Here is a 20,257-nt window from a genome sequence, read left to right as displayed (position 1 = left end):
GTTGTCACACCGACGACGGTGAATGCTCTAGTCGTCCTCGCCCACCCGACGCCGGTACACCTCCACGACCCGCTCGAGCGAGTCGTCGAGGTAGGTCTCCAGCAGCCGCTCGGCCTCGACCCGGTCCCCCGCCTGCAGCGCCTGGAGGATCTGGCGGTTGCGCATGAGGTACGGCTCGTGCAGCCGGCGCGGGTCGTCCACGACGTGGAAGGCGAGGCGCAGTTCGGCGAAGACGCTGCGCATCAGCTCGTCGGTGCGCTCACTGCCGGCGAGCGCGACCAGCTCCCGGTGGAAGTGGATGTTGGCCGTACCCAGGCCTTTCCAGTCATTCTCGACGGCGGCCCGCTGCCCCTGCGTCACGGCCGACGCGAGGCCGTCGAGGCCGTACGGCGGCTCGCCCAGACCGCGGACGACCGCACACTCGACGAGCCGTCGGGTGCGGTAGATGTCCTCGACGTCCTCCACGGCCAGAACCCGCACGAAGACGCCGCGGTTCAGCTCGTGGACCAGCAGACGTTCATGTGTGAGCAGCCGGAACGCCTCGCGCAGGGTGTTGCGGGAGACCCCGAGCGCTCCGCCGATGCTGTCCTCCGACAGCCGGGTGCCGGGCGGGAAGTATCCCTCGGCGATGCGGCTCCTGAGGATGTCCGAGACCCGTTCGGCAGTGCTGGTACGCCCCAGGAGGGCGCGGTCGTCGGCCAGTCCGGTCAGCTGCTCTGCCATGCCCGGAATTCAATCGCAGATACAAGAACGAAACAACATGAGTATTGAGGGATCGTTCAACGATCCTCTACCTTGCTACGAACGGCGCCGCCCATCCCCACCGCGGTACCGATCGCCTCCGCACGGCACGGCTCAGTCCTCAAGCACCCTCCGTCCTCCCACTGCGAGGTGCCCATGAGCACGACCCCTCCACCGCAGGCCCTGACCACCGACACCCGCCCCGGGGCGGGTGAACACACCGCCGACGACGGCGCGTTCGCCTGGCTGCGCGCCCTCGGCCCGCGGGGCCGCCGCGCCTTCGCGGGCGCGTTCGGCGGCTATGCGCTGGACTCGTACGACTACTTCACGCTTCCGCTGAGCATGGTCGCGCTGGCCGCGTACTTCGGCCTGGACAGCGGCCAGACAGGCCTGTTCACCACCGTCACACTCGTCGTCTCCGCGGTCGGCGGTGCCCTGGCCGGGGTGCTGGCGGACCGGATCGGCCGGGTCAAGGCGCTGATGATCACGGTCATCACGTACGCCGTCTTCACCGTGGCCTGCGGCTTCGCGCCCAACTACGAGACCCTTCTGGTCTTCCGGGCCCTGCAGGGGCTCGGCTTCGGCGGCGAGTGGGCGGTCGGCGCGATCCTGGTCGCCGAGTATGCGAGCGCTAAACACCGCGGCCGCACCCTCGGAGTGATCCAGAGCTCCTGGGCCGTCGGCTGGGCCCTGGCCGTGATCGTGTACACCCTGGTCTTCTCGTACCTCGGCGACGACCTGGCCTGGCGCGTGATGTTCTGGACCGGCGCGCTTCCGGCGGTGCTGGTCATCTGGATGCGACGCCGGGTGCACGACGCACCGGAGGCGGCCGCAGCTCGGGAGAAGAACCCGCAAAAGGGTTCATTTGCGGCCATTTTCCGGCCGGGCACGGCCGAGGCGTCCGGTCTGCTGCGCACCACGTTCTTCGCGGTGCTGCTCTCCACCGGCGTCCAGGGCGGTTACTACACGCTCGCGACCTGGGTGCCGACCTATCTGAAGACGGAGCGCGATCTGTCGGTCGTCGGCACCGGCGGCTATCTCACGTTCCTCATCTCCGGCGCCTTCATCGGCTATCTGACGGGCGGTTACCTCACCGACCGACTGGGCCGCCGGCGCAACATCTGGCTGTTCGCGCTGCTGTCGGCCGTCTGCATCCTGGCGTACGCGAACATTCCCAGCGGCGCCAACACCCTTGTGCTGGTGCTCGGTTTCCCGCTCGGGTTCTGCATGTCGGCCATCTTCAGCGGCTTCGGTTCCTTCCTGAGCGAGCTGTACCCGACCGCGGTGCGGGGTACGGGGCAGGGATTCACGTACAACACCGGTCGCGCGGTGGGCGCCGTCTTTCCCACGACGGTCGGCTTCCTGGCGGACAGCTGGGGCGTGGGCGGCGCGCTGGTCTTCGGTGCCGTCGGCTACGGACTCGCGGCGCTGGCGCTGCTCGGGCTGCCCGAGACGCGCGGGAAGGAGCTGGCGTGAACCGCACGGAGGACCGTCCGCTGACCCTTGTCGACGAGCACGCGCGCGCGTGGAGCCCGAAAACGGCCCGAGCCCGCTTCCGCGCGGGACTGACCGGCCCGACGGCCGGGGTCGCGGCCGGCCACACCCAGGTCAACCTGATCTCGGTGCCCGCGGACTGGGCGTACGACATGCTGCTGTTCTGCCAGCGCAACCCCAAGCCCTGCCCGGTGCTCGACGTCACGGACGCCGGCTCGTGGACGACGGTGCTGGCAGCCGGCGCGGACCTGCGCACCGACCTGCCGCGCTACCGGGTGTGGCGGGACGGTGAGTTGGTGGACGAGCCGACGGATGTGCTCGGCCACTGGCGGGAGGACCTGGTGTCGTTCCTGATCGGCTGCAGCTTCACCTTCGAGTGGGCGCTGACCGGCGCGGGCGTACCGATCCGCCATATCGAGCAGGGCCGGAACGTCCCGATGTACGTCACGAGCCGTCAGTGCCGGCCGGCGGGACGGCTGCACGGGCCGCTGGTGGTGTCCATGCGTCCCGTGCCGCCCGAGCACCTTGCGGCGGCGATCCGGGAGAGCAGCCTGCTCCCGGCGGTGCACGGCAGCCCCGTGCACTGCGGCGATCCGTCGGGGCTCGGCATCGACGACCTGGCCGGCCCGGACTTCGGCGACCCGGTGGACGCCGAAGCGGACGACATCCCCGTGTTCTGGGCCTGTGGGGTGACTCCGCAGGCCGCGGTGATGGCGTCCCGACCGCCGTTCGCCATCACCCACGCACCGGGCCAGATGTTCCTGACCGACGCCCGCGACGAGCAGTACCGCGTGGCCTGACCACCAGAGGGGACCATGACCGCGATCGATCTGAACGCCGACCTCGGCGAGGGCTTCGGCCGCTGGCGGCTGACCGACGACGAGCAGTTGCTGTCCGTTGTCACCAGCGCCAACGTGGCCTGCGGCTTCCACGCCGGGGACGCGGCCACCATGCGCCGGGTGTGCGAGCTGGCCGCCGCGCGCGGGGTGACGATCGGCGCCCAGGTCTCCTACCGGGACCTGGCCGGGTTCGGGCGGCGCGCGATGGACGTCCCGTCCGCCGAGCTGACGGCCGAAGTGGCGTACCAGATCGGCGCCCTGGAGGTCTTCGCACGGGCGGCGGGTGCCCGCGTGGCGTACGTCAAGCCGCACGGTGCGCTGTACAACCGCGTGGTGCACGACGAGGAGCAGGCCGGCGCGGTCGTCGACGGCGTGCTCCTCGCGGACGTCACGTTGCCCGTGCTGGGGCTGCCCGGCTCGCGGCTGCTGGAGCTGGCCGCCAAGGCGGGGCTCCCGGCCGTCACGGAGGCCTTCGCGGACCGCGCGTACACCGACGAGGGCACCCTCGTGCCGCGCGGCCGGGAGGGCGCCGTGGTCACCGACCCGGAGACCGTCGTGGAGCGCTCGGTCGGCCTGGCGCGCTCGGGCATGGTCACCTCGCACTCCGGGTCATCCATCGAGGTACGCGCGCGTTCCCTGTGCCTGCACGGGGACACGCCCGGCGCCGTCGAGCTGGCCCGTCGGGTGCGGGAACGGCTGGAGAAGTCAGGTGTCCGGGTGGAGGCCTTCGCATGAGGGCGCTGCCCGTCGGCGACGACGCCCTGCTCGTCGAGGTGTCCTCGGGCGAGGAGGCACAGGCGCTGCACGCGGAGCTGCTGCGCCGCCGCGCGGAGGGCGCGCTGTCGGTCCGTGAGATCGTCCCCGCGGCCCGCACCGTCCTCCTCGACGGCCTCGCCGACCCAGTGCGCCTGGCTGCCGAACTGGCCGCCGCCGAAGTGCCGCCCGCTCCCCCGCGCGCGCGTGAGGTCGTCGAACTCCCGGTGCGCTACGACGGCCCGGACCTGGCCGACGTCGCCGCACACTGGGGCGTCGACGAGCAGGAGGTGGCCCGCATCCACGCGGGCACCGAATTCCGCGTCGCCTTCTGCGGTTTCGCCCCCGGCTTCGGCTACCTCACCGGCCTGCCACAGCGCTACGACGTCCCGCGCCGGGCCACGCCGCGCACGGCCGTCCCGGCCGGTGCGGTGGCGCTGGCGGGCCCGTACACGGGCGTGTATCCGCGCCCGTCGCCGGGCGGCTGGCAGCTGATCGGCACCACGGACACCGTGCTGTGGGACCACGCGCGCGTGCCGGCCGCGCTGCTGTCACCGGGCACACGCGTGCACTTCGTGCAGGTGGGACCTGTAGGACGAGCCGGGCCGGTGCGACAGACCGGAGCGGCTGGACCGGTCGGCGCGGCAGGACCGGCGGTGGCGGAATGACCGACCGCGCGCTCGCCGTCGTACGGGCCGGGGCGCTGACCACCGTCCAGGACCGGGGCCGCCCGGGCCACGCCCACCTCGGAGTGCCCCGCTCCGGGGCGCTCGACGCACCCGCGGCGGTGCTCGTCAACCGGCTGGTCGGCAATCCGCCCGAGGCGGCCGTCCTGGAGACCACCCTCAACGGCTGTGCGCTACGGCCGCGTTCTGCGGTCACCGTGGCGGTCGGCGGCGCCCCGTGCCCGGTCACGGTGGGCGGACGCCCGGCCGCCTGGGGCGCGCCGGTGCGGGTGCCCGCCGGGGCGCTCCTGGACGTCGGCGCGGCCGTCTCCGGGGTGCGCAGTTATGTGGCCGTCTCCGGCGGTATCGCCGTCGAGCCGGTCCTCGGCAGCCGCTCCACCGACCTGCTGTCGGGGCTCGGCCCGCCACCGCTCACGGACGGTGCCGTGCTTCCCCTGGGGCAGCCGGTCGGCCCCCACGCGCGCGTGGACGTCGCCCCGCAGCCGGCGCCCCCGGCCGAGCTCGTCCTGCACGTGACCCTCGGTCCCCGCGATGACTGGTTCACACCGGCGGCCGTACGCACGTTCACGTCCCGCACGTACCAGGTGTCCGCCGCGAGCAACCGCATCGGGCTGCGCACGGAGGGACCCGCCCTGGAGCGGGCCCTCCCCGGTGAACTCCCCAGCGAGGGCGTGGTCCTGGGAGCGGTCCAGGTCCCGCCCGACGGCCGGCCGGTCGTCTTCCTCGCCGACCACCCCACCACCGGCGGCTACCCCGTGATCGCGGTCGTCGGCGCGAGCGACCTCCCGGCAGCCGCGCAGGCGGTGCCGGGCACCCCGGTCCGGTTCGTTGCCGTACGCCGTCGCTGACTCCCGCAACCCCCTGCGTGCGCTACGCCGCCTCCGGCTCGGGCTGCTGCTCCGGTACCGACAGCCTCTCCGACAGGGACCGCTGCCCCGGCACGGACCGCTGCCCGGGCATCGACCGATGCTCCGGCAACGGCCTCGGCTCGGGCGCCGACAGCGAGGCCAGCGCCCTGGACACCGCCTGTGCCGCCCGCAGGTCGAGCCGGCCGCTGGTTCCCCTCGCGCGGTGGCGCATCTCGTCGGCCGCGAGGCGCAGCAACTGGGGCAGCAGGTCGTTGCACCGGCGGACCACCCAGGCGGTACCTGCAGTGGCCAGCCACAGCAGGCTCGCCGACCTGGTGGGCGGCGGGAACTCGGGCTCGGGCCGGGGCGCGGTCCCCGTCGCGATGCCGGCGTCCGCCAGCAGCCCGTGGAACCGTACGGCCAGCTGTCGGTGCCCCCGCTCCCCGGGGTGCAGCCGGTCCGAGCTCCACATCGCCCGGTCGTCGACCCAGTCGCCCTCGGCGGCGTGCAGGTGCAGGGCCCCGTACCGCTCGGAGAGCGCGTGGACCACGGTGTTGACCGCCCGCTGCCGCCGGGCCAACGGTGTGGCCAGCACCCCGGGCAGTCCGAGCATCGCGCCGGGGTCGGGCAGGCACGCGGTGAGCACGGCGGTGCCCTGCCGGGTGAAGGCCGCGTAGACCTTGTCGAGGCGTTCGGCGACGTTGTGGATGTCGAACGTGCGGCGCAGTGTGTCGTTGACGCCGACGAGGACGGACGCGACGTCCGGGCGCAGGGCCAGCGCGGCGGGCAGCTGGGTCTCCAGCACGTCCCGCGTCTGCGCCCCGCTGACCGCGAGGTTGGTGAATTCGGCGGGCGGTTCGCAGAGCCCGCCGGCGAGCAGCGCGGCCCAGCCGCGCCACTCATTCCCCACGGGATCGCCCACCCCCTCGGTCAGCGAGTCCCCGAGGGCGACGTAACGGACCGGTCTCATGCCGCGCCCTCCGCACGCACGAAGGGACGCGTCGGCACCGCCGCGTCGTGCGCGGTGAGGAAGGCGTCCACCGCCGTGCCCCAGCCGAAGCACTCCGCACGCGCGCGTGCCGCCTCCCGGCGCTCGCGCTCGGGACGGTCGAGCAGCATCTCCACGGCGTCCGCGAAGGCGTCCCCGGTGTCCGCCGCGGTGGCGCCGGCGGATCCGATCACCTCCGGCAGCGCGGAGGACGCGCTCGCCACGACGGGCGTGCCGCAGGCCATGGCCTCCAGCGCGGCAAGCCCGAACGTTTCGGCGGGCCCGGGTGCCAGGCACACGTCGGCGGAGGCCTGGAGCGCGCCGAGCAGGCTGCGGTCGGCGACATGACCGAGGAAGGTCACCGGCAGGTCGCGCTCCTGCGCCCGCTGTTCGAGCCGTGCGCGCAGCGGGCCGTTCCCGGCCACCACGAGCACCGCGCGCACGCCGCGCCCGCGCAGCGCCTCCAGGGCGTCCAGCGCAGTGCCGGGCCGCTTCTCCACGGACAACCGGGAGCACATCACGAGCAGCTTCTCGTCCGCACGCGCGTGGGTGTCGCGCAGCGCCGCATCCCGCAGGGTGGGACGCCGGTTCATCAGGTCGACGCCCAGCGGGGCCCGTACGACGTTGCGGGCGCCGATCCGCACGAACTCCCGCTCGGCGAACTCGGTGGTGCACACGACCTTGGCGTACGTGTGGGCTGTACGGACGTTGAGGGTGTCGGCGGCGCGTCGGGACAGGTTCTCCGACAGACCCCAGGTGCGCAGCACGCCGTCGGCGGTCTCGTGGGAGACCATCACGGCTGGGACCCGGGCGCGGCGGGCCCACTTGCCGGTCCACCGCAGCGTCGTACGGTCGGAGACCTCGAGGCGGTCGGGGGCGAGCTCCTCCAGGAGGGCGGCGACCCGCCGCTTGTCGATGAGCACGCGGTAGCCGCCGGTGCCGGGCAGCACCGGGCCGGGCAGAGTGATCACCCGGCCCTGCTCGGTCTCGCAGTCGCTGTACTTCTCACCCGGCACGATCAGGACGGGATCGTGGCCCGCCACCTTGAAGCCCTTGCCCAGCTCGCGCAGCGCGGTACGCAGCCCCCCGGAGGCGGGGGCGACGAAGTTCGCCAGCCGGACGATGCGGAGTGCGCTGTTCATGCCACCACCGCCGGCCTGCGGGCCTGGAGCACGGCCTCGTAGTGGGCGATGAGCTGGTCGCCGATGGCGGCCCAGGTGCGGCCCTCGACGGTGGCTCGCGCGGCGGCCCCGTAGGCGGTGCGCAGCCCCTGGTCGGCGGCCAGGGTCCGTACGGCCTCGGTGACGGCGTCCGCGTCGCGCGGCGGGACGAGCAGCCCGGTGCGGCCGTGGTCGACCAGGTCCAGCGGTCCGCCGGCGGCGGGCGCGACGACCGGGACACCGCTCGCCATGGCCTCCTGCACGGTCTGGCAGAAGGTCTCGAAGGGGCCGGTGTGGGCGAAGATGTCCAGCGAGGCGAAGATCCGGGCGAGGTCGTCGCCGCCGCGGCGGCCCAGGAAGACCGCGCCGGGCAGCGCCTCGGCCAGGCCGGGCCCGCTCGGCCCGTCGCCGACGATCACCACCCGCACGCCCGGCAGGCCGCAGACCCCGGAGAGCAGCTCGATGTGCTTCTCGGGTGCGAGCCGCCCGACATAGCCGACGATCAGCTCGCCGTTCGGGGCGAGCTCGCGACGCAGTGCGTCGTCCCGGAGGTCGGGGCGGAAGCGCACGGTGTCGACACCGCGCCGCCACAGGTGCACCCGGGGCACGCCGTGGGCCTCCAGGTCGGCCTGGGAGGCGCTGGAGGGGGCGAGGGTGCGGTCGGCGGCGGCGTGGACGGAGCGGATGCGCCGCCAGGCCGCGGCCTCACCGGCGCCCACGTAGGTACGGGCGTAGCCGGCCAGGTCGGTCTGGTAGACGGCGACGGCCGGGAGGCCGAGCCGGGCGGCGGCGGCCATGCCGCGGACGCCGAGGATGAAGGGGCTGGCCAGATGCACGATGTCGGCCTGGTGCGCCAGGAGCGCGGCGGCGAGCCGTCGGCTGGGAAGGGCGACGCGGACCTGGGGATAGCCCGGGAGCGGTAGGGAGGGGACGTGGACGACAGGGCACGGCGCGAGAGCGGCGGCTGCCTTGCTGCCCGGAGCGGGGGCCGGTGCGACGACGAGGGGAGCGTGACCGCGATCGACGAGGTGTCGGGCGGTCTGGAGCGCGCAGTGGGCCACGCCGTTCACATCGGGGGGAAAGGATTCGGTCACGATGACGACACGCATACGGGTGTTGTCGCCGCGCTGGACGTGGCCGCGTCAACGTCGATCTTTCCGAACGGGGAACGATCCATGAGCGTTGCGCTGCGCACTCGAGCAGGTCAGGCCGCGTCCATGCGCCTCTGACCAGTGAGTCATCCCACGTTCACTTTGCGGGCCCGGCGCGTCCGAATTCAGCCGTCGGGCCCGGCAGGTCCGAGTTCACTCAGCAGGTGCGCCAGGTCCGGTCCGGCTGCCTGCCATCGCGTCGTTCACACAGCGGGTGCGTCGGGCCCGATCCGGCTGCGTACCGCCGTCTGGACCTCCGCCTCCTCGGCCGGGTCCGCGGCGAGCCGACGCAGTTGCTCGACGACCCGGGCGTCGCCCGTCTCGGCGTGTCGGGCGGCGAGCTCGCGGGTGGTCTCCTCGCAGTCCCAGAGGCACTCGACGGCGAAACCCGCGGGGAAGGAGGGATCGGTGGCGGCGAGCGCGCGGGCGGCCCTGCCGCGGAGGTGGGACGAGGCGGTCTCGCGGTAGATATGGCGCAGAACCGGTGCGGCACAGCCGATGCCGAGCCGTCCGGCGCCGTCCACGAGGGTCCACAGCGTCGGTGCGTCCGGCCCTTCGCCCCGTACGGCTTCGCGCAGGGCTCCGAGGACCAGGTCGCTGTCGTGGGCTCCCCCCCGGCAGGCGAGCATGCGTCCGGCGGCGGCGCCCAGCGGATCGGGCCGTCGCGCCCAGCCGCGGGCCCGGTCGACGGCGGCGACGCTGCGCATCCGCTCGAAGGCGTCGAGGGCGGCCTCCACGACCGGCGCCGAGCCGGTGGCGACGGCAGCCTCGATCAGGTCGAGGGCGTCGGGATCGTTGCTGTCGGCGAGATAGCGCAGGGCGGTGCAGCGGGCGCCCTCGGTGCCGTCCTTGGCGGCCTGAACGATCTCGGGCCGGTCCTCGGGGCCGGCGACGGCCGTGAGGCAGCGGGCGGCGGGCACATGGAGCGAGGCGCCGCGTTCGAGGCCCTGCTGGGCCCATTCGAACACCGCTTGCACACTCCAGCCCGGACGGGGCCCCGTGGGCCGCATCTGCCGCTGCCATCGGTCGAAGCAGCCGGTTTCCTGTGCGGCACGCACGCGCGTGCCGATCGATTCGCGCGGATCCTCGGCCCACAGCCGCCATGGCCGGGGCTCGAAGGCGTCCCGCACGGCGGCGGCCAGCTCGGCCTCGCCCTCGGCGTCGGCCGGGAAGCGGGCCAGCACGGGCGCGGCCAGGGCGCGCAGACCGGCGTCGTCGTCACGCAGGGCGAGTTCGTCCAGGGCCCAGGCCCAGTTGGAGCCGTGGGCGGCGTAGCGGCGCAGCAGTTCCAGCGCGTCGCGCCTGCCGTAGGAGGCGAGGTGGCCGAGGACGGCGAGGGCGAGCCCGGTTCGTGACTCGTCGGTGTCGACGATGTCCTCGGGGTCGAAAAGATGCGCCTCGATCGCGCCCAGGTCGCCGCCCAGGTCGAGGTAGAGGCGGGCGTAGTACAGGGAGCGGTTCTCCACCTGCCAGTCGTGGCGGGGGTCGCGCAGCACACAGTGGTTGAGTGCCGCGAGCGCCTCGGCCCGGGGGGCGGTGAGCGCGTGCAGTGTGCCGTCGCCGCGGCCCCGCTGGAGCAGGCCGAGCAGCGTACCGCTGGGCGCTATGACCGGATCGAACATGGGAAACAGCCTCACATCAAGCGTCGACGCAACCGGGAAACGTGCTCTACCTGGCCGCGTGACAACACGTCGGGGCGCCCGCCGTCTCTTGCTTGCTGTAGACCATCTTCCTCTGCCTCTCGTCTGTGGCCCATGCGGACCGATCACGGCCCGCGTGGTGCGGCAACACCTGCCCAGCCATCGCGTCCGTGAATCACGACGTCATGATGACCCGGCTGTTCTCGATGCCGCGACCGAAATTTCCGGCGGCCCGGTACCGCCTCCCCCGTTTTCCGTGTCCTGCCTGATCAGGACGGCTCTTTTCGCTGGTCAGGGCGACGGTCTCAGTGTGCGCCGAACATTTCCAGCAGTTCCGTCCTGCCGAACATCCGGGCGGTGTCGACAGCCGACGGGGTGCCGGCGGCCGGGTCGGCGCCGCCCTCCAGCAGGGCCTTGATCACTTCTTCCTCGCCCTTGAAGACCGCCCCTGCGAGCGGGGTCTGACCTCGGTCGTTGACCCGATCGGCCTCGGCGCCACGGTCGAGCAGCGCCCGCACGGTCCCGGCGTGCCCGTGATACGCGGCGAGCATCACGAGGGAGTCGCCCCGGTCGTTGGTGAGGTTGGCCGGAACGCCCGCGTCGACATAGGCCACGAGGGCCTCGGTCTGTCCCTGCCTGGCCAGATCGAAGATCTTGGTCGCGAGCTCCACGACCTCGGGGTCGGGGGCTTCAGTCATCGGCCGGACCGCCTCTCACTACGCACGTCGAGGACCCTGGGAACAAGCGTACGGCCGCGAGCGGTACGGCCGTACGGGTGAATCGCCAGCGTACTGGCTGCACAGGAACATGACCGGCCGCAGCCGAGGCAAAGATCACCAATGCACCCATCGGGCGCAAGCCCGCCACCGGGCCGCGCCGAGCCGAATCCGCCGCATGGGCGAAATCCACCAGATTTCACCCAGTTGCACCTTTTATCGTATGGATACATCCTGTGATCCTGGAAGTACTCATGGTGACTGTCCCCCTCGACACCAGGAGACCTCATGATTCTGTCCATCTCAGGCGTCGTCCTGCTCGGCGTCATCATCTTCATCTTCTGCCGCAAATGCGATCTCAAGGTGTCCCACGCCCTGATCTCGGCCCTCTTCGGCTTCTACCTGGCGAGCACGGCCATCGCCCCGAGCATCAAGGCGGGCGGCGAGAGCCTGGCGAGCCTGCTGGGCGGCATCAAGTTCTGACGCGCCCGCCGCCCGGACACACCATCCCGCACGTACGCACCTCCAGGAGACACCCGTGGCCCGGCGCCCCCTCCCCCGCATTCTGAGCAACGGCAGCGCGCAGCTCGCCCGGAGCCGGGAGCTGGCCCGGACGGCGGCCGACAGCGCCACCGACGTCCTCCACCCCCTGATCACGATCACCCGCGGTCTGCGCCGACTGGCATCGGCCGGGCGGCGCAAGTGGGCCGACACCCCCAAGGACCGGCGCGGCCCGCTGCTGTTCCTGATGGCTTCGGTGTTCCTGGCCGTGGCGCTCGTCCCGTACGGCCCGCTGCTCGCCGTCATCGCCCTGATGGCGGCGGCAGCCTGGCAGGGCCGCAACCGCACCGGACAGACCGCCGAGGGGCCCGACGAGTCCCAGATCCAGCGCCTGCAGTCGCTGTACGAGGCGATGGTCCCGTACTTCTCGACCACCGAGGACCCGGCGCCCCTGTACGCGCACGGCGGCGAGTGGGAGAAGGCCTTCCCGGAGTACGAGTTCGACGCCACCGGCCGCATCACGCACCTCGCGATCCGCTACCCGGCGTACTTCCCGGACGGCGAGGCCGAGGCGCGCGCCCGGATCGAGCACCTGCTCTCGGCGAAGTCGGGCCGCGGCCGCGAGTACCGCTTCGCGTGGGACGAGGAGGGCAACCAGCTCACGGTCACGGTCCTCGCGCCCCTGCCCACCGACATCGCCGCCCAGCGCTTCGTGACGGCACCCGGCGAGACGGTCCTCGGTTTCACCGACCCCACCGAGGTCCAGCGCACGCTCCCGCTCGGCCACGGTGCGCAAGCGCGCGACGTGCCGCCCGTCGTGTGGCGCACGGGCATCCGCTCCACCGAACCGCACCTGCTGGCCGTCGGGCAGCCGGGCAGCGGCACGTCGACTCTGCTGCGCTGCATCGCCCTGCAGGCCCTGCAGTTCGGCGACGTCGTCATCGTCGACGGCGGCGGCACCGGTGACTACGCCTGCCTGACCGGCCGGGACGGGGTCCTGGCGGTCGAGTGCGCCCTTTCCGGGGCGCTGGCGAGCCTGGAGTGGGCCACCACCGAGACCGAGCGACGGCTGATCGCCGTCAACCGCGCCCGGCAGGCGGGCCACCCGCCGCCCGAGGACACCAAGCGCCCCCTGTGGCTCCTCCTGGACCGCCCGACCACGCTGGGCCAGGTGGCCGCCGCGGACGGCCACAAGGACCCCCAGTCCCTGCTCCAGGTGCCGCTCCGGCACGGCCGATCCGCCAATGTGACGGTGGTCGTGGCCGAGCAGTTCGACGGCCTGGACGCCCTCAGCGACCCCGTACGGCAGCACACACGCGCGCGGGTCGCGCTCGGCGCCGCCACCGCCGAGCAGCTCGAAGCGGTCCTGGGAGCGCCCCCGCACACCACGCCGGTCCCCCAGGTTCCGCCGGGCCGCGGCTACGCACGGCTGGGCGCGGGACCGGTCCTGCGCCTCCAGGTCCCGGCGACGCCCGACCCCTACGACGACGCGACGAGCGATGTCCACCGCCAGGCGGTGCTGGACCTCCTGCCGCCGCGTACGACACCGGCGGACGCGGAGCCCGAGCGGGTGCCCGCGGAGCCGGAGCCGGTATCCGCGGAGGCCGTGGTGGTGGAGAGGCCCAAGGCACGGACGTAGCCGTGGCTCGGGCAGCCCCCGTGCCGCCAGGGCGGCTGCCCGAGCCCCCTCAAGCCACGAACGACCCCGGCGCCACCGCCCCCACGGTCCCCCCGCTCTCGACCAGCCGAGCCGCCGCCGCCAGCCGCACCGCCGCCTCCTCCGCCACCGCACCCCCCACGGTGAACGGCAGCCGCACATACCCCTCGAAGGCACCGTCCACTCCGAACCGCGGCCCGGACGGCACCCGCAGCCCGACCCGCTCGCCCGCCTCCGCGAGCCGCGAGCCCGACAGGCCACCCGCGCGCACCCACAGTGTGAGCCCGCCCCGCGGTACCTCGAACTCCCAGCCGGGCAGCTCCCGGCGCACCGCGGCGACCAGGGCGTCCCGGTTGTCCCTGGCCTGCTCCCGGCGCACCGCGACCGCCTGCTCCCAACCCCCAGTGCCGAACAGCCAGTTCACCGCGAGCTGCTCCAGCACCGGCGTGCCCAGGTCGGCGTAGGCGCGCGCGGCGACCAGGCTGCGGATCACGTCCGGTGCCGCCCGCACCCAGCCGATGCGCATCCCGGCCCAGAAGGCCTTGCTGGCGGACCCGACGGTGACGACGGTGGACCCGGCCGGGTCGAAGGCGCAGACGGGCCGTGGCATCTCGACGCCGGGGTCCAGCCACAGCTCGCTCATCGTCTCGTCGGCGACGAGCACGGTGCCGGCCGAGCGGGCCGCCTCCACCAGCCGCCGCCGCTGGTCCTCGTCGGCGAGCGCACCGGTCGGATTGTGGAAGTCGGCGACGACGTAGGCGATCCGCGGCGCGGCTTCCCGCAGCACCTGCCGCCAGCGGTCCAGGTCCCACCCGGCGAGCCCCTCGGCCATCGCGACGGGCACGAGCCGGGCGCCGGCCTCCCGCATCAGCTGGAGGATGTTCGCGTACGACGGCGACTCGACGGCGATGCGCTCGCCACGCCCGCCGAAGAGGTGGCAGATGGCGTCGATGGCGCCCATCGCGCCGGTCGTCACCATGATCTGCTCCGGCATGGTGGGAATCCCGCGCGCGGTGTAGCGGTCGGCGATCATCGCGCGCAGTGCGGGCAGTCCGGCCGGGTAGTCGCCGTGCGTGCGTGCGTAGGGCGGCAGCTCCTCCAGGGCGCCCTGGACGGCGCGGGTGAGCCAGGGTTCCGGCGCGGGCAGTGCCGCGCAGCCGAGGTCGATCATCGAACCGAGTGCCTCGGGCGGCAGCGGTTCCAGGCCGCGCGCGGGGATCGGATTTCCGGCCGGTACGGCGGTCCAGCTGCCGGCGCCGCGCCGCGACTCCAGGAATCCCTCGGTGCGCAGCGCCTCGTAGGCGGCGGCGACCGTCGTACGGCTGACGGACAGCGCGAGGGCGAGCTCCCGCTCGGCGGGCAGCCGGGCGGCCACCGGCACCCGCCCCTCGAGCACCAGCAGGCGGATGCCGTCGGCGAGCGCGCGATAGGCCGGCGGACGGCGCGAACCCGGGCCCGCCGGACGGTCCTGCTGCGACTTGAGCAGCCGGGCGAGCTGCGCCGCCCCCACCGCCGAGGTCCACTGAGCCATGCGTACCAGTCCACCTTCCCCGAATTGGCCATGGATGGCGTTACTTCCCAAGCCACAGAGTGTCATGCATCAGGCCACTACCACCACCAGGGGGCACGTCTTGTCCACGCAGGGGCATCTCATACGTCGGTTGACCCAGCTCTACGCCGGTCTCGCGCTGTACGGTGCGAGCTCCGCGTTCCTGGTGAAGTCCGGCCTCGGCCTGGAGCCCTGGAACGTGCTGCACCAGGGACTGGCCGAGCGCACGGGCCTGAGCATCGGAACGGTGTTGATCATCGTGGGGGCGGCCGTCCTCCTGTTGTGGATCCCGCTGCGCCAGCGTCCCGGCCTCGGCACGGTCTCCAACGTATTCGTGATCGGCGTCGTCATGGACGGCACGCTGGCGGTGGTGCCCCAGGCGCACACCCTGGCTGTGCAGGTTCCGCTGATGCTGGCGGGCGTCGCTCTCAACGGCGTCGCCACCGGCCTCTACATCGCCGCGCGGTTCGGTCCCGGTCCGCGCGACGGGCTCATGACGGGGCTGCACCGGCGCACCGGCCGCTCGATCCGGCTGATCCGGACCGCCGTCGAGGTCACGGTCGTGGTGACCGGCTTCGCGCTGGGCGGCACCATCGGTGTCGGCACGCTGCTGTACGCGGTGTCGATCGGCCCGCTCGCCCAGCTGTTCCTGCGGGTGTTCGCCGTCCCCTCGGCATCCGGCGTCAGTACCGTCGTTGCCACCGGTCAACCCCGGCGCGCGATACTGCGTCCGTGAGCACGCGCATACGCCACCCCTTCCTGGACCACCCCGGCCCGATCGCCTTCGCCCACCGGGGCGGGGCGGCGGACGGCCTGGAGAACACCGCGCTGCAGTTCCGCCGCGCGGTCGAGGCGGGCTACCGGTACATCGAGACCGACGTCCACGCCACGCGGGACGGCCGGATCGTCGCCTTCCACGACGCGACGCTGGACCGGGTGACCGACGGGGCGGGCCGGATCGCCGACCTGCCCTGGGACGACGTACGGCACGCGCGCGTGGCGGGCCGGGAACCGGTGCCGCTGTTCGAAGAGCTCCTGGAGACCTTCCCCGACGTGCGCTGGAACGTCGACCTCAAGGCGGAATCGAGCCTCCATCCCTTCCTGGAGCTGATCGAGCGCACCGACGCCTGGGACCGGATCTGCGTGGGCTCCTTCTCCGAGGCCCGCGTGGTCCGCGCCCAGCGCCTGGCCGGACCGCGCCTGGCGACCTCGTACGGCACGCGGGGCGTGCTCAATCTGCGGCTGCGCTCCTGGGGCGTGCCGGCCGTGCTGCGCCGCTCGGCGGTCGCCGCCCAGGTGCCCGAGTCGCAGTCCGGCATCCAGGTCGTGGACCGCCGCTTCGTTCGGACCGCCCACGCGCACGGACTGCAGGTGCACGTGTGGACGATCAACGAACCGGAGCAGATGCACCGGCTTCTGGACCTCGGCGTCGATGGCATCATGACCGATCACATCGACACGTTGCGCAAGGTCATGGAGGACCGGGGCGTCTGGGTCTGACACCCCGGCCGGCCCGCGCACGGCACCTTCTCGGGGAAGCGAGGGCACGGGTGGGCACCGAGACCGTGCGGACACCGGAGGCGGACGAGGCCGCCGGGCGGCGGCGCGAGCAGCGCGGCTGGTACTTCTACGACTGGGCGTGCTCCGTCTACTCGACGAGCGTGCTCACCGTGTTCCTGGGCCCCTATCTGACCACGGTCGCCGAGTCCGCCGCGGACGCCGACGGCTTCGTCCATCCGCTGGGGATCCCGGTGCGTGCCGGTTCCTTCTTCGCCTACTCGGTGTCCCTGTCGGTGATCGTGGCCGTCGTGGTGATGCCCCTGGTGGGCGCGGCCGCCGACCGCACCGGACGCAAGAAGCCCCTGTTGGGTGCCGCCGCGTATCTGGGGGCGGCGGCGACGGCGGGCATGTTCTTCCTGGCCGGCGACCGCTATCTGCTCGGCGGCGCACTGCTGGTCGTCGCGAACGCGGCGCAGTCCGTGGCGATGATGCTCTACAACTCCTACCTGCCGCAGATCGCCCCGCCCGAGGAACGCGACGCGGTCTCCTCCCGGGGCTGGGCCTTCGGTTATGCCGCCGGAGCGCTGGTTCTGGTCGCGAACCTGGTCCTCTACCTCGCCCACGACACCTTCGGCGTCTCGGAAGCCATGGCCGTGCGCATCTGCCTGGCGTCGGCCGGCCTGTGGTGGGGCGCGTTCGCGCTCATTCCGCTCCGACGTCTGCGCGACCGCCGCGGGGCGCGGCGGGAGGCGTCCGTGACCGGCTGGCGGCAGCTCGCCGCGACCGTCCGCGACATGCGCCGCCACCCGCTGACGCTGTCCTTCCTGCTGGCGTACCTCGTCTACAACGACGGCATCCAGACGGTGATCACCCAGGCGTCGGTCTACGGCTCCGAGGAACTGGGCCTCGGACAGTCCACACTCATCGGCGCCATCCTGCTCGTGCAGGTGCTCGCGGTGTTCGGCGCGCTGACGCTGGGCCGGCTGGCCCGTCGGTACGGCGCGAAGCGCACGATCCTCGGTTCGCTGATCGCCTGGACGCTGACCCTGGCCGCCGGCTACTTCCTGCCGGCCGGGGCGCCGGTCTGGTTCTTCGTGCTGGCGGCCGGGATCGGGCTCGTCCTCGGCGGCAGCCAGGCACTGTCCCGTTCGCTGTTCTCCCACCTGGTTCCGGCCGGCAAGGAGGCCGAGTACTTCTCGGCGTACGAGCTGAGCGACCGCGGAATGAGCTGGCTCGGCCCGCTGCTGTTCGGTCTGACCTACCAGCTGACCGGAAGCTATCGGGACGCGATCATCTCGCTGGTGGCCTTCTTCGTCCTCGGGTTCGTGCTGCTCGCGAGGGTTCCGGTACGGCGTGCGATCGGCGAGGCCGGGAACCCGGTTCCGGACAGGATTTAGCGCTCACGGCGAAAGGGCTGTAGTGTACGCGTTTGGCCTGCCAGGCGTACCGTTACTGCGCGTCAAAGAAGCCGAAACGCTGGGTGACATCTACTGCCAGATGTGACAAACCGGGCGCCGGTGGGTACAACATGGGCGGCTACGACGGCGACGCATGACCCGGAACGGGACTCCGAACGGGAATCTTTACCGCCGACCGGACGTTGACCGGATGACGACGACAGCGACACCTGTCCTGTGGGCGACAAGCCCGGGAGGCACGATTCATGAGTGAGCGAGCTCTTCGCGGCACGCGCCTCGTGGTGACCAGCTACGAGACGGACCGCGGCATCGACCTGGCCCCGCGCCAGGCCGTGGAGTACGCATGCGAGAAGGGGCACCGCTTCGAGATGCCCTTCTCGGTCGAGGCGGAGATCCCGCCGGAGTGGGAGTGCAAGGTCTGCGGTGCCCAGGCACTCCTTGTGGACGGCGACGGTCCGGAGGAGAAGAAGGCCAAGCCGGCGCGTACGCATTGGGACATGCTGATGGAGCGGCGCACGCGTGAGGAGCTCGAAGAGGTCCTCGAAGAGCGTCTCGCCGTTCTGCGTTCCGGCGCGATGAACATCGCGGTGCACCCCCGAGACAGCCGCAAGTCCGCATAGTCCCTGCGGGGCTCGGAACCGGGGGTTCAGCGCGCGCCAATGACCGCGGGCGCCGTACGTGAGGTTGACGTACGGCGCCCGCGGTCTTGTGTGCGACGGTCGTGTCCCTGCGCTCAGCGCGTCAGCGGAGGGCGAGGTTCCTGCGGGGTCTCCCCGGGCTCGTCCCTGATGACCTCACCCTGCACGACCTTGCCGTCCGGGCGGTGAATGCGGGCCTGCTGAAAGGCGTCGCCGAGGCTACCGGGTGCGGCCCGGCGGAGTCGGCGGTCCACCGTGCGCTCCGCGTACCGGCTGAGGGCCTTCTGCACCGGCGGAATCAGCAGGAGCAGGCCCACCCCGTCCGAAATCAGGCCAGGGAGCATCAGAAGCAGGCCGCCCAGCATCATCAGGCCGTTGCCGCCGCCGCTCGACGGCGCACCGCCACGCTGAAGTGCCTCGTTCAGGTTCTGGAAGGCGCGCCGGCCCGCCCGCTTGATGACCACCGCACCGAGCACCAGCCCGGCGAGCAGCAGCAGGAAGACCGTGAACCCGCCCGCCCAGCCGGCGACCACGGTCAGCAGCCAGATCTCCAGCACCAGCCACGCGGCGATGCCCAGCGGCAGGAAGGTGCGCAGCCGTGAGCGCCGGGGCCGCGTGGAGTAGGGAGGAGTCGAAGCGCCAGTCGTCATGACTCCAGTGTGCCTGGGCCCGGCTCAGCGCGGGATAAACCCCTACGACTGCGGCGGCCGTCCCCGGCCCAGGAGCTTGCCGACCCGCTCCCCCACGCCCCATGAGGTGACCCGCCACAGCGCCTCGACGAGGATGTCGCGGCTCATCTTGGAGTCGCCCAACTCGCGCTCGACAAAGGTGATCGGCACCTCGACGACGTGGTAGCCGGCCTTCACGGCACGGCGGGCCAGGTCGACCTGGAAGCAGTAGCCCTGGGAGGCGACGTCGTCGAGGCCGAGGCCCTCCAGGGTCTCGCGGCGGAAGGCGCGGTAGCCGCCGGTGACGTCGCGGATCGGCACATCCAGCAGGACTCGTGAGTAGAGGCTGCCGCCACGGGAGATGAACTCGCGGCTCCTGGGCCAGTTCACGACCCGGCCGCCGGGCACCCAGCGCGAGCCGAGCACCAGGTCGGCACTCTTGAGTGCGGTCAGCAACCGGGGCAGTTCCTCGGGCTGGTGGGAGCCGTCGGCGTCCATTTCGATCAGTACGCCGTATCCGTTCTCCATACCCCAGCGGAAGCCCGCGAGGTAGGCGGCGCCGAGGCCCTCCTTGCCCCTGCGGTGCAGGACCCGGACGTGGTCGTCACCGGCGGCCAGCTCGTCGGCGATCTTTCCGGTGCCGTCGGGGCTGTTGTCGTCGGCCACGAGGACGTGCGCCTCGGGAACCGCGTTGCGCACCCGGCCGACGATGCTCTTGATGTTCTCCGCCTCGTTGTAGGTCGGAATGATCACCAAGGCGGTGCCGAGCGGGCCGAAGCGCCTCCCCCGGGCCTCTGCCGCGCGGGTCCCCTCGCCGTCGTTCACTGCTGCCCCTTCATGTCCGTCGCAGACGTCCACCATAGTGGCCGCAGCCTGCGCGGACGTGAACAGGACGGTCGTAAGGCGGTGTCGATTCCGCAGGAGCGGGGTAAGGATGGGTTTTTGCCCCTCTGTGCGAGCCGCGCTGCGGATGGGGGCCCGGCGCCCTTCGGGCCGACCTGGGACCCGCCGGCTGCGGGTCGACCTGAAGCCGTTGTCTACTGAGCTCCCGGGCCCCACCCTGGTCACACCCTTCCCCCCTCCGAGCTCTCGGCTTCGCTCAGGCAGGGACGGACCCCCGTCCGGCCGGACGTTCCCCAGCCGCGGCGCGGTCGCTGAGCCTGGCTCCCAGTGACGGTGCCCCGGTGCGGTACACCATCCCTGACCCAGCGGTGCCGCGACGCGTAAGCGGACGTTCGCCGGTCGGGCGTCCCGTGGTGGACCCGGCCGAACCTACCGGCCCCGAGCCGCGGCCTGTCAACTGCCGTGTG

20 protein-coding genes are annotated in these 20,257 nt (G+C 72.5%); 11 read left to right on the top strand and 9 right to left on the bottom strand.

From position 1 onward, the window contains the following. Nucleotides 1–27 precede the first annotated feature (27 nt). Nucleotides 28–723, bottom strand: a complete 696-nt coding sequence (locus tag ACFVJQ_RS07320) for a GntR family transcriptional regulator (protein ID WP_224737362.1) — start codon at nucleotides 721–723, stop codon at nucleotides 28–30. 174 nt (nucleotides 724–897) lie between these two features. Between ACFVJQ_RS07320 and ACFVJQ_RS07315 the strand changes: the two genes are divergently transcribed. Genes ACFVJQ_RS07315 through ACFVJQ_RS07295 form a run of 5 tightly spaced genes read left to right on the top strand, consistent with a single transcriptional unit; the run spans nucleotide 898 to nucleotide 5,361 of the window. Next, complete coding sequence (locus tag ACFVJQ_RS07315; RefSeq protein WP_385781600.1) at nucleotides 898–2,217, top strand: MFS transporter; 1,320 nt, start codon at nucleotides 898–900, stop codon at nucleotides 2,215–2,217. Then, nucleotides 2,214–3,035 carry a putative hydro-lyase gene (locus tag ACFVJQ_RS07310; RefSeq protein WP_224737364.1) on the top strand — a complete coding sequence of 274 codons (822 nt, stop codon included), beginning with the start codon at nucleotides 2,214–2,216 and terminating at the stop codon, nucleotides 3,033–3,035. Before ACFVJQ_RS07315 ends, ACFVJQ_RS07310 begins: the two co-directional genes overlap by 4 nt. Before the next feature lie 15 nt (nucleotides 3,036–3,050). Next, nucleotides 3,051–3,809 (top strand): LamB/YcsF family protein, encoded by a 759-nt coding sequence (locus tag ACFVJQ_RS07305; RefSeq protein WP_385511311.1) that lies wholly within the window; start codon nucleotides 3,051–3,053, stop codon nucleotides 3,807–3,809. Continuing rightward, nucleotides 3,806–4,495, top strand: coding sequence for an allophanate hydrolase subunit 1 (locus tag ACFVJQ_RS07300; protein ID WP_385511312.1), 690 nt, complete (start codon nucleotides 3,806–3,808; stop codon nucleotides 4,493–4,495). The genes ACFVJQ_RS07305 and ACFVJQ_RS07300 overlap by 4 nt, the downstream gene beginning before the upstream one ends. Next, nucleotides 4,492–5,361 carry a biotin-dependent carboxyltransferase family protein gene (locus ACFVJQ_RS07295; protein ID WP_385781596.1) on the top strand — a complete coding sequence of 290 codons (870 nt, stop codon included), beginning with the start codon at nucleotides 4,492–4,494 and terminating at the stop codon, nucleotides 5,359–5,361. Before ACFVJQ_RS07300 ends, ACFVJQ_RS07295 begins: the two co-directional genes overlap by 4 nt. A 22-nt stretch (nucleotides 5,362–5,383) precedes the next feature. On the opposite strand, the gene ACFVJQ_RS07290 is transcribed toward ACFVJQ_RS07295, so the two are convergent. The 5 genes from ACFVJQ_RS07290 to ACFVJQ_RS07270 all read right to left on the bottom strand — a co-directional run bounded on the left by ACFVJQ_RS07290 (nucleotide 5,384) and on the right by ACFVJQ_RS07270 (nucleotide 10,998). Beyond that, entirely contained in the window at nucleotides 5,384–6,331 is a 948-nt protein-coding gene (locus ACFVJQ_RS07290) for an SGNH/GDSL hydrolase family protein (RefSeq protein ID WP_385781593.1), read from the bottom strand. Then, nucleotides 6,328–7,491 carry a glycosyltransferase gene (locus tag ACFVJQ_RS07285; protein ID WP_385781590.1) on the bottom strand — a complete coding sequence of 388 codons (1,164 nt, stop codon included), beginning with the start codon at nucleotides 7,489–7,491 and terminating at the stop codon, nucleotides 6,328–6,330. Before ACFVJQ_RS07285 ends, ACFVJQ_RS07290 begins: the two co-directional genes overlap by 4 nt. Continuing rightward, entirely contained in the window at nucleotides 7,488–8,618 is a 1,131-nt protein-coding gene (locus tag ACFVJQ_RS07280; protein WP_385781587.1) for a glycosyltransferase family 4 protein, read from the bottom strand. Before ACFVJQ_RS07280 ends, ACFVJQ_RS07285 begins: the two co-directional genes overlap by 4 nt. A gap of 245 nt (nucleotides 8,619–8,863) precedes the next feature. Then, nucleotides 8,864–10,282, bottom strand: a complete 1,419-nt coding sequence (locus tag ACFVJQ_RS07275) for a HEAT repeat domain-containing protein (RefSeq protein ID WP_385511320.1) — start codon at nucleotides 10,280–10,282, stop codon at nucleotides 8,864–8,866. 323 nt (nucleotides 10,283–10,605) lie between these two features. Further along, a complete protein-coding gene (locus ACFVJQ_RS07270) occupies nucleotides 10,606–10,998 on the bottom strand; it encodes an ankyrin repeat domain-containing protein (protein ID WP_385781584.1) in 393 nt (130 codons plus the stop codon). 306 nt (nucleotides 10,999–11,304) lie between these two features. On the opposite strand from ACFVJQ_RS07270, the gene ACFVJQ_RS07265 reads away from it, so the two are divergent. After that, nucleotides 11,305–11,499, top strand: a complete 195-nt coding sequence (locus tag ACFVJQ_RS07265; protein ID WP_224737373.1) for a hypothetical protein — start codon at nucleotides 11,305–11,307, stop codon at nucleotides 11,497–11,499. Nucleotides 11,500–11,554: 55 nt separating this feature from the next. Continuing rightward, complete coding sequence (locus ACFVJQ_RS07260) at nucleotides 11,555–13,156, top strand: ABC transporter ATP-binding protein (RefSeq protein ID WP_385781581.1); 1,602 nt, start codon at nucleotides 11,555–11,557, stop codon at nucleotides 13,154–13,156. A 49-nt stretch (nucleotides 13,157–13,205) separates the two neighbouring features. On the opposite strand, the gene ACFVJQ_RS07255 is transcribed toward ACFVJQ_RS07260, so the two are convergent. Further along, a complete protein-coding gene (locus ACFVJQ_RS07255) occupies nucleotides 13,206–14,705 on the bottom strand; it encodes a PLP-dependent aminotransferase family protein (RefSeq protein ID WP_385511323.1) in 1,500 nt (499 codons plus the stop codon). A 64-nt stretch (nucleotides 14,706–14,769) separates the two neighbouring features. Here ACFVJQ_RS07255 and ACFVJQ_RS07250 point away from each other — a divergent pair, with 64 nt between their 5' ends. From ACFVJQ_RS07250 to ACFVJQ_RS07235, 4 genes are all read left to right on the top strand, one after another. Beyond that, a complete protein-coding gene (locus ACFVJQ_RS07250; protein WP_385781577.1) occupies nucleotides 14,770–15,459 on the top strand; it encodes a YitT family protein in 690 nt (229 codons plus the stop codon). After that, nucleotides 15,456–16,223: a glycerophosphodiester phosphodiesterase gene (locus ACFVJQ_RS07245; RefSeq protein ID WP_385781574.1), complete on the top strand. Its 768-nt coding sequence runs from the start codon at nucleotides 15,456–15,458 to the stop codon at nucleotides 16,221–16,223. The genes ACFVJQ_RS07250 and ACFVJQ_RS07245 overlap by 4 nt, the downstream gene beginning before the upstream one ends. 50 nt (nucleotides 16,224–16,273) lie before the next feature. After that, the gene (locus ACFVJQ_RS07240) at nucleotides 16,274–17,620 is read left to right on the top strand and encodes an MFS transporter (protein WP_385511327.1); all 1,347 of its coding nucleotides are present in this window, start codon (nucleotides 16,274–16,276) and stop codon (nucleotides 17,618–17,620) included. Between the two features lie 266 nt (nucleotides 17,621–17,886). After that, on the top strand, nucleotides 17,887–18,261 hold the full coding sequence (locus tag ACFVJQ_RS07235; RefSeq protein WP_003977404.1) for an RNA polymerase-binding protein RbpA: 375 nt from the start codon (nucleotides 17,887–17,889) through the stop codon (nucleotides 18,259–18,261). A gap of 113 nt (nucleotides 18,262–18,374) precedes the next feature. On the opposite strand, the gene fxsA is transcribed toward ACFVJQ_RS07235, so the two are convergent. After that, nucleotides 18,375–18,929 carry an FxsA family membrane protein gene (gene fxsA / locus ACFVJQ_RS07230; protein ID WP_385511329.1) on the bottom strand — a complete coding sequence of 185 codons (555 nt, stop codon included), beginning with the start codon at nucleotides 18,927–18,929 and terminating at the stop codon, nucleotides 18,375–18,377. Between the two features lie 42 nt (nucleotides 18,930–18,971). Next, nucleotides 18,972–19,772, bottom strand: a complete 801-nt coding sequence (locus ACFVJQ_RS07225; RefSeq protein ID WP_385511330.1) for a polyprenol monophosphomannose synthase — start codon at nucleotides 19,770–19,772, stop codon at nucleotides 18,972–18,974. Nucleotides 19,773–20,257 lie beyond the last annotated feature (485 nt).

It is taken from the genome of Streptomyces sp. NPDC127197 (assembly GCF_042672405.1).
Lineage (GTDB): Bacteria > Actinomycetota > Actinomycetes > Streptomycetales > Streptomycetaceae > Streptomyces > Streptomyces flavusporus.
The sequence above is the reverse complement of the archived record's forward strand: the minus strand, read 5'-3'. Positions and strand labels throughout refer to the sequence as shown.